6 protein-coding genes are annotated in these 7,111 nt (G+C 74.2%); 3 read left to right on the top strand and 3 right to left on the bottom strand.

Going from position 1 to position 7,111, the window contains the following annotated elements:
• Window positions 1-275: 275 nt before the first annotated feature.
• Both ACSLTV_RS30315 and ACSLTV_RS30310 read left to right on the top strand, forming a co-directional pair.
• Complete coding sequence (locus tag ACSLTV_RS30315; RefSeq protein WP_432155281.1) at window positions 276-1,484, top strand: site-2 protease family protein; 1,209 nt, start codon at window positions 276-278, stop codon at window positions 1,482-1,484.
• Window positions 1,485-1,666: 182 nt separating this feature from the next.
• Window positions 1,667-2,845, top strand: a complete 1,179-nt coding sequence (locus tag ACSLTV_RS30310) for a Rieske 2Fe-2S domain-containing protein (RefSeq protein ID WP_432155280.1) — start codon at window positions 1,667-1,669, stop codon at window positions 2,843-2,845.
• 40 nt (window positions 2,846-2,885) lie between these two features.
• Here ACSLTV_RS30310 and ACSLTV_RS30305 read toward each other — a convergent pair whose 3' ends face one another.
• Both ACSLTV_RS30305 and ACSLTV_RS30300 read right to left on the bottom strand, forming a co-directional pair.
• Complete coding sequence (locus ACSLTV_RS30305; protein WP_432138146.1) at window positions 2,886-3,695, bottom strand: ribonuclease BN; 810 nt, start codon at window positions 3,693-3,695, stop codon at window positions 2,886-2,888.
• Window positions 3,696-3,799: 104 nt separating this feature from the next.
• A complete protein-coding gene (locus ACSLTV_RS30300; RefSeq protein WP_432138147.1) occupies window positions 3,800-4,183 on the bottom strand; it encodes a DUF1330 domain-containing protein in 384 nt (127 codons plus the stop codon).
• 261 nt (window positions 4,184-4,444) lie between these two features.
• Between ACSLTV_RS30300 and ACSLTV_RS30295 the strand changes: the two genes are divergently transcribed.
• On the top strand, window positions 4,445-6,670 hold the full coding sequence (locus ACSLTV_RS30295; protein WP_435613248.1) for a hypothetical protein: 2,226 nt from the start codon (window positions 4,445-4,447) through the stop codon (window positions 6,668-6,670).
• On the opposite strand, the gene ACSLTV_RS30290 is transcribed toward ACSLTV_RS30295, so the two are convergent.
• Window positions 6,598-7,077 carry a hypothetical protein gene (locus tag ACSLTV_RS30290; RefSeq protein ID WP_435613247.1) on the bottom strand — a complete coding sequence of 160 codons (480 nt, stop codon included), beginning with the start codon at window positions 7,075-7,077 and terminating at the stop codon, window positions 6,598-6,600. The two genes, ACSLTV_RS30295 and ACSLTV_RS30290, sit on opposite strands and share 73 nt — an antisense overlap.
• Between the last annotated feature and the right edge of the window lie 34 nt (window positions 7,078-7,111).

Below are 7,111 nucleotides of genomic sequence, written 5' to 3'. Positions count from 1 at the left end.
GCCGAAGGCACGGGAGACCCGGCCTCTCGCCCCCACCCGGCCCCGTCCGGCGGCGCCGCGCTCCGCGACCGGCACCAAGCTGATGGCGAGGGTCGCCGGCCCGTGGGACCGCCTGCGCGACCGCATCACCGGCCGCGGACGTCCGTGACGAAGGAACCCCGCCCGAGTGCGGGGCCCGATTCCGGGTAGTCGGTCGAACGCGAAGGGAGCCGCGGGTGGCGCACCCGCTGCTCCGTCGAGCCTCGTGTCCCGCTGGCCGGGAGGAGGTGGCCGGTGTGCGGGCGACGTTCTCGCCGGGCCGTGTGGCGGGCATCCGGGTGGGGATGCACTGGAGTGTCCTGCTCGTCTTCGTCCTCATCCTGGTCGGGCTCGCCGAGGGGGGCCTGCGCGACGCCTATCCGGACCGGCCGACCTGGCAGTACTGGTTCGCCTCGGCGGTCACCGCGGTGCTCTTCCTGCTGTCGCTGCTGGCGCACGAGATCAGCCACGCCCTGGTGGCCCGCCGCAACGGAGTGGTCGTCGAGGACATCACCCTCTGGCTCCTCGGCGGGCTCGCCCGGCTGCGGAGCGAGGCGTCCACCCCCGGCGCGGAACTGCGCATCGCCGGCGTGGGCCCCCTGGTGAGCCTGGTGCTGGGGGCGCTGTTCGCCCTGGCGGCCGGGCTGCTGGCGCTGTTCACCGAGGGCGGTCTCGCCGTGGGCGCGCTGGCCTGGCTCGCGGGGATCAACATCGTCCTCGCCGTCTTCAACGCCCTGCCCGCGGCGCCGCTCGACGGCGGCCGCCTGCTGCGGGCGGCCGTCTGGTGGAAGACCGGGAGTCTGCTGCGGGCCACCACCGTGGCCACGGCCGCGGGGCGCCTGCTGGGCTGGGTGCTGGTCGGCACCGGCCTGTACCTCGTGCTGCTCGGCGATGTCTTCAGCGGCATCTGGCTGGTGGTCATCGGCTGGTTCGTCACCGCGGTGGCCACGGCCGAAGGCGGTCAGGCCCGGCTGCGCGAGGTGCTGGGCGGCATCCCCGTCAGGGACGCCATGTCCGCCGATCCGGTGACCGTCCCGGCCGCGACCACGGTCGCCGAGTTCCTCACCGACCCGCGCTACCGCTACCGGCACTCCGCGTTCCCCGTCCTGGACGCGGACACCGCAGGGGCCGCGGAGGCCGGGAACACCGCGCGGACCGCCGAGGGCACCCGGGACGGAGCGGGCACCGTGGTGGGACTGGTGACCCTGAAGGCCGCAGACGCCGTTCCCGGGGCGGAACGGACGTCCACCGCCGTCGCCCGCGTCATGACACCGATCGCCGACCTGCCGACCGCCCGGCCCGACGACCCGCTGGCCCGCCTCGTGCCCGAGTTGCAGGCGGACGCCGCACACCGCGCCCTCGTACTGGAGGACGGCCGCCTGGTGGGGATCGTCACCTCCGCGGACATCAGCCGGGTCACGTCCTGGCTGAGCTCGTCGACCACCTGGCGGGGCCGCGCGATGTGACTCCGCGTGAGGGGCACCGGCCGCGCGCGGCGGCAGACTCACCCCTCTGAGCGCGCTGCGCAGGACTCCGGGCCCCGAAGGCGGCCAGGATGGGGGAGAAGCCCTCAAGGCTCCGTTCGCCACACCGATGCCCGGCCCGACGCGTGACCGTCCGTGACGGCGTCCCCGTGGAAGGGAGAAGCATGACCCAGACCGAACCCGAGGGGCACGCGAGCGCCGGCCCCGCCGGCCGGGACCGCCACGCCCCGAGCTTCGGCACCGCCGACCTGCGACGCGTGGGGGCGAACCCCGACTACTGGTACCCGGTCGCGCTGTCCCGGCGGGTCCGCAGGGGGCGGGTGGTCGCGACGGCGTTCGCGGGGGAGCGCATCGCCCTCTACCGCGGCGCGAGCGGTGCCGTCCACGCGCTGGAGGACCGGTGCGCACACCGGCAGGTGCCGCTGAGCATGGGCGTGGTGGAGGGTGACACCCTGCGCTGCTGCTACCACGCGTGGGCCTACCGGGGCGACGGCCGCATCTCGCAGATCCCGTACCTGTCCAAGGGGGACGGGCGACCGCCCCGCGGCGTGCGCGGGTACCCGGTGCGCGAGGCGTACGGCCTGGTGTTCGTCTTCCCCGGAGCGCCGGAGAGAGCCGCCGGCACTCCGCTGCCGCACCTGCCGGCGTTCCACTCACCGGCGTACCGGACGATGACGTTCGACCGCACCGTGCGCTGCCACTACTCGTTCATGCACGAGAACCTCCTCGACATGAACCACCAGTTCCTGCACCGGGGCGTCGTGGGCAGGCTCCACCCCGAACTGCTGGGACACCGGACGCAGGCGCAGTCGGTGGAGGCGCGGTACCTGTTCACCCACGCGGGCGGCAAGCACAACCGCGGGGCGAGCCTGCTGGCCGGCGAGGGCCTGGGCGGGAACGACTCGCGCGATGTGATGACCATCCGCACCGAGTACCCGTACCAGACACTCGACCTGGTGCCGCAGGACGCCGAACGCCCGGCGTTCCGGCTGTGGACCGCCTACGTGCCCGAGGACGCCGAGCAGCGCGCCTGCCACGCCTACGGCCTGCTCATGATCGAGAAGCCCCGGATTCCCGGTGTCCTCCAGCTGGCCTGGCCGCTCATCAGGCGGTTCACCGAGCGGGTCTTCGCCGAGGACCGCATGGCCGTGGAGGCCGAGCAGCGGGCCTGGGACGAGCAGGGCGAGGACCGCAACCACGAGGTCTTCCCGCTGATCCTGGAGGTTCGCGAGGTGCTGCGCGCCAACGGCGTCCCGATCCGCCCGGCGGCCGCCCTGTGCGGTGCCGCCCGGGCGTACGACGGGGCGCAGCCCGTCTGCGGAGAACCCCCCGCCGGGGACTGACCGGCTTCCGGAGCCCGGGACCGCCCCGCCGCCGGCGGTCTCAGCGCTCCTCGTGCCGGTGGAGGTGGTGTTCGGACAGCCAGCGCCCGAAGAGCGCACCGCCGAAGACCACGAACCCCACGCCGATCAGCCACGACTCCACGACGAGCACGATGCCGACCGCGCCGTAGGCGATCGCGTTGTCGATGAGGAGCGGGGTGAAGACCAGGTAGGAGAATCCCCGCAGCCCCACCAGACCGACCATGGTGGCGATCGCCCCGGGCAGCAGCCGGCGCCAGCGGACCTGGCCGCCCAGCAGGAACCGCTGGCCCCACCAGAAGAACAGGACACCCGTGGTCGTCGAGAGGGTGATGCGCTGCGGACCGTCCAGCACACCGCGGGTCTGCACCTCCTGGTACAGGTACCCGGTCAGCACCGCCAGCCAGGTGGCCTGCCGCCAGACACCGTGCCACGGCCCGGGCGGCAGGTTCCAGATCCGCTCGTAGCCGTTCTGCACGGCGGCGCTCAGCCCCACACCGAAGATCGCCAGGGCGACGAAACCCCAGACACCGGTCGTGCCGACCAGATCGCGCGGCGGGGTGATGACCCCGGCCAGGGCCCGCGCCGACTTCCCGGACACCCCCATGCCGTCCGCCAGCCAGAGGGCGAAGCCACCGCGGCCCAGGGGGTCGGCGGCCGCCACCACGATCAGCAACGGCGCCAGCGTGACCAGTGCCAGGGTGGCGAAGCCGAGGGCCCGGTGCATCAGCTCCAGGTCACGGCCGCGCCGGACCAGAGGGTGCGCGACGAGTCGGCCGCCCGCGCGGCGCAGCAGGCGCAGGAGGCGATTCGCGAGAGCGGTGCATCTCACGCGCGGCTCGTCCACACCGGGCTGAGTCACCCGTGCCCGCCCGCGCAAACGGCGCCCCTCGGGTGACAGGCGTGCCGGGGCCGGCGGGCCCCGGCAGACGGACGCTACGCGGGCGGGCCGCTCGGCCGCCACTGCGTCGTGGGCTGCAGGACGGCCTCCGTGAGCGCGCGGGTGCGCAGCTCGGTGACGGCCCGGTACTCGGGATCGGCCACCATCCGGCTGAACGCCTCCCGGCTGGGATAGCGCACCAGGATCACCGCGTCCCAGGCCTGGCCGTCCTCCGCGACGAGCGCGCTGTCCCCGGAGCCGGCGTACAGCACCTGCCCGCCGTACCGCGGCAGGAAGGTCTGCTCCAGGTGCCGGGCGTACTCCTGGTACGAGGCACGCCCGTCCGGCGCGAAACGCAGCAGGTTGAGCATGACCACCGGTCCACCGGGGTCCTCGGCGAGCAGGCGCTTGAGATCGGCGCCCGTGGGGTCGACGGCCACGGAACACCCCCTTCACAGGAGTCGGCGCCCCCGGAGCGGGCGCGGGCACCCCGAGCATACCGTCCGGTAGGTCTGTTCGTCCGGTGGTGTGAGGGAGGCCCGCCGCCCCGGCCGGCGCCGGTCCCGCCCGAACTCCTGGCGTGCTGCTGCGACGTCTTCGGCCGGCTCGGGCTGATCCGGGCCGAAGCGGGGCATACCGCAGTCAGAGGATGTCGCGGGAACGGGCGGATTTCCCGGGCGAAGACAGGGAAGACGCAGGCCATGGCCGAAGACGACCGGGCATCCGGACCACCGGCCCACCCCTTGCGGTGGCTGGGCCCGCTGGCCTGGGCCGTGGCGGTGCTGAGCCTGACCGCGCTCGCCGCGTCGGCCGTCGCGCGGGCCACCGTGCTCAGTCCCGGCTTCTACGGGAGCGTCCTCGACGACGAGCACGCCTACAAGCGGTTCTACGACGAGGTGCTGGTCGACCCGCACAACGCCCGCCTCACCGACGACCTGCTGGGCCGGCTGCCCGTGACCCGGTCCACGGTGACGGCGAACGTCAAGGTCGTGATCCCCCCGGAGACGCTGCGGGCGATGACCGAGCGGCAGATCGCCGAGATGGTCCGCTACCTGGCGGGCGACCGGGACAGGCTGCTGCTGACCATCGACCTCCAGCCCCTCGTGGACAACGTCGAGACGCTCAGCCGGATCTACTTCGCCGACGCCGTCGCCTCGGTGCAGCAGCGGTCCGAGCCCGACTTCGAGGCGTTCGTCGACCGGCTGGCCCGGGCCGCCTCCGCCCTGGTCGCCGGGAAGGTCCCGGACGAGGGACTGCCGACCCTGGCACTGTCCGACGACCAGGCCGTGGCGGCCACCACCGCTCTGCTGCGGCTGGTGCCGCAGGACGAACGGACGCGGCTGCGGCCGGAGGTGGAGAGCGCCCTCGACGACGGCGACGTGGCCTCCGCCCTCGCCACCGTCGCCCCGGTCGCCCTCTCGGACCGCACCCGCACGGCCGCCGTCGACCTGTTCCGGGAGGCCGGCGGGGGCACCTGGGTCATCACCGCCGACCTCGACCCGGCCGGTGACGTCCTCGCCCCGGTGGAGCGGACCCGGGCCGTCACCCGGTACCTCGGTGAGGTGGTGGAGCCGGCGGCGGCCGGACTCGGTGCGGCCTCGCTGATCCTGCTGCTGTGGCTCCCCACCCGCCTCTTCCCGCCCCGACCCCTCGCCCAGCGGCTGATGCCGCTGGGCTGGGCCCTGACCGCCACGGCCTGCCTGACCGCCGTGGAGGTGCTCCTGCTGCGGCTGGCGATCGGCGGCGACGGACTGCTCGTCTCACCCGGGTCGTGGTCCCCCTCGGTCGCACGGCTGGCCGAGGACCTCCAGGTGACGGCGGTGAACCGGGTGCTGACCATCGCGAGCGTGGTCGCGCTGAGTCTGCTGGCCGCGGGAGCGCTGCTGGTCACCGTGAGCTGGGTGTGGCAGACCCGGCCCCGGGTGGCGGTCCGGGCCGAGAACCGCCGGGGGCTGGCCCTGACCGCCCTCGCCTCCGCGATCGCCCTCACCGGCATGAACCTCGCCCCGGTGACGCTCGCCGGGGCCGCCCCGCGGGTCTGCCAGGGCAGCGCCCGGCTGTGCCAGGCCCGGTACGACGAGATCGCCCAGCTGGCGTCGCACAACGCGATGGCCACCACGGCGGACCGGTTCATCGGCCCCCTCCAGGACCCGGACGTCGTAGGCCAGCTGAACGCCGGGGTGCGGACCCTGCTGCTCGACACCCACCACTGGGAGACGCCCGAGGAACTCGCCGACCGGCTCAGCGACTCCGACTTCTCACCGGCCCTGCGCGCCCAGCTCACCCGGGCCCTGGCCCGCGCGAACCCTCCCCGGCCGGGGTGGTGGCTGTGCCACTCCGCGTGCGGCGCCGGCGCCATCGAGCTGGTGCCCACGCTGCACCGGATCGGGGAATGGCTGCGGACCCACCCCACGGAGGTCGTCACCCTCATCATCCAGGACGGCATCGGACCGTACGAGACCGCGCGCGCCTTCGCGCAGGCCGGGCTGACGGACCTGCTGTTCGAACCCGACGACGACCCGGACAAGCCGTGGCCCAGGCTCGGCACGATGATCGACAGCGGCCGTCGGCTGGTCGTCTTCGCCGAGAAGGCGGACGGCCCCGCGCCCTGGTACCGCAACTTCTACCGCTACGGCATGGAGACCCCGTTCGCCGTCCACAGCCCCGACACCATGACCTGCCTGCCGAACCGGGGCGGCACGGACAAGCGGCTGTTCCTGCTCAACCACTTCGTCACCGCGGGCGGCGGAAGGCGACTGGGCGCCGGCGTGGTCAACTCCCGCGAACGGATCCTCGACCGTGCCCACCGGTGCGAGCAGGAGCGCGGCCGGCCGGTCAACTTCATCGCGGTCGACTACGTCACCGTCGGCAGCGCACGGGCGGCGGTGGACGCCCTGAACGCCGAACGGCTGCGCGCCACCGAGTGACTCCCTGCCCCCCTGACGCCCACGGGCCCGGCCGGGTCGTCACCGTCCCGGGATCCGGTCCCTGGCGCGGTCCAGGACGGCGGCCGCCCCGCCCACCGTGCCGAGGACCTCCGGGCGGGCAGATGGGGATGCGGCCGGGTCGGGGCCCGCCTGCGGACGGTCTCCCACCGGCGTGCCAGCAGCGCCGCGTCCCGCGCCGTGAGCCGGTCGTCCAGGCGGGGCCAGATCTGCGTCTCCTCGTAGCTGAAGTGGCCCCGGTCCAGCCCGGCCACCGTGTTCACGCACTCGGTGAACTCCTGCCCGCCGGGCGAGACACGGGCCAGCTCGTTCAGGGCCCGCTTGGCCTCGTGCTCCTGCGCCAGCGCCGTCTCCACCAGCGCCTCCCCGTCCTCGCACAGCCGGCGCACGGCCGCCAGACGACCCGCTCCTCGGCGATCTCGT

It is taken from the genome of Streptomyces sp. bgisy159, assembly GCF_965341775.1.
Classification (GTDB): Bacteria; Actinomycetota; Actinomycetes; order Streptomycetales; family Streptomycetaceae; genus Streptomyces.
Note: the sequence above shows the minus strand (reverse complement) of the source record. Positions and strands in the feature narration are given on the sequence as shown.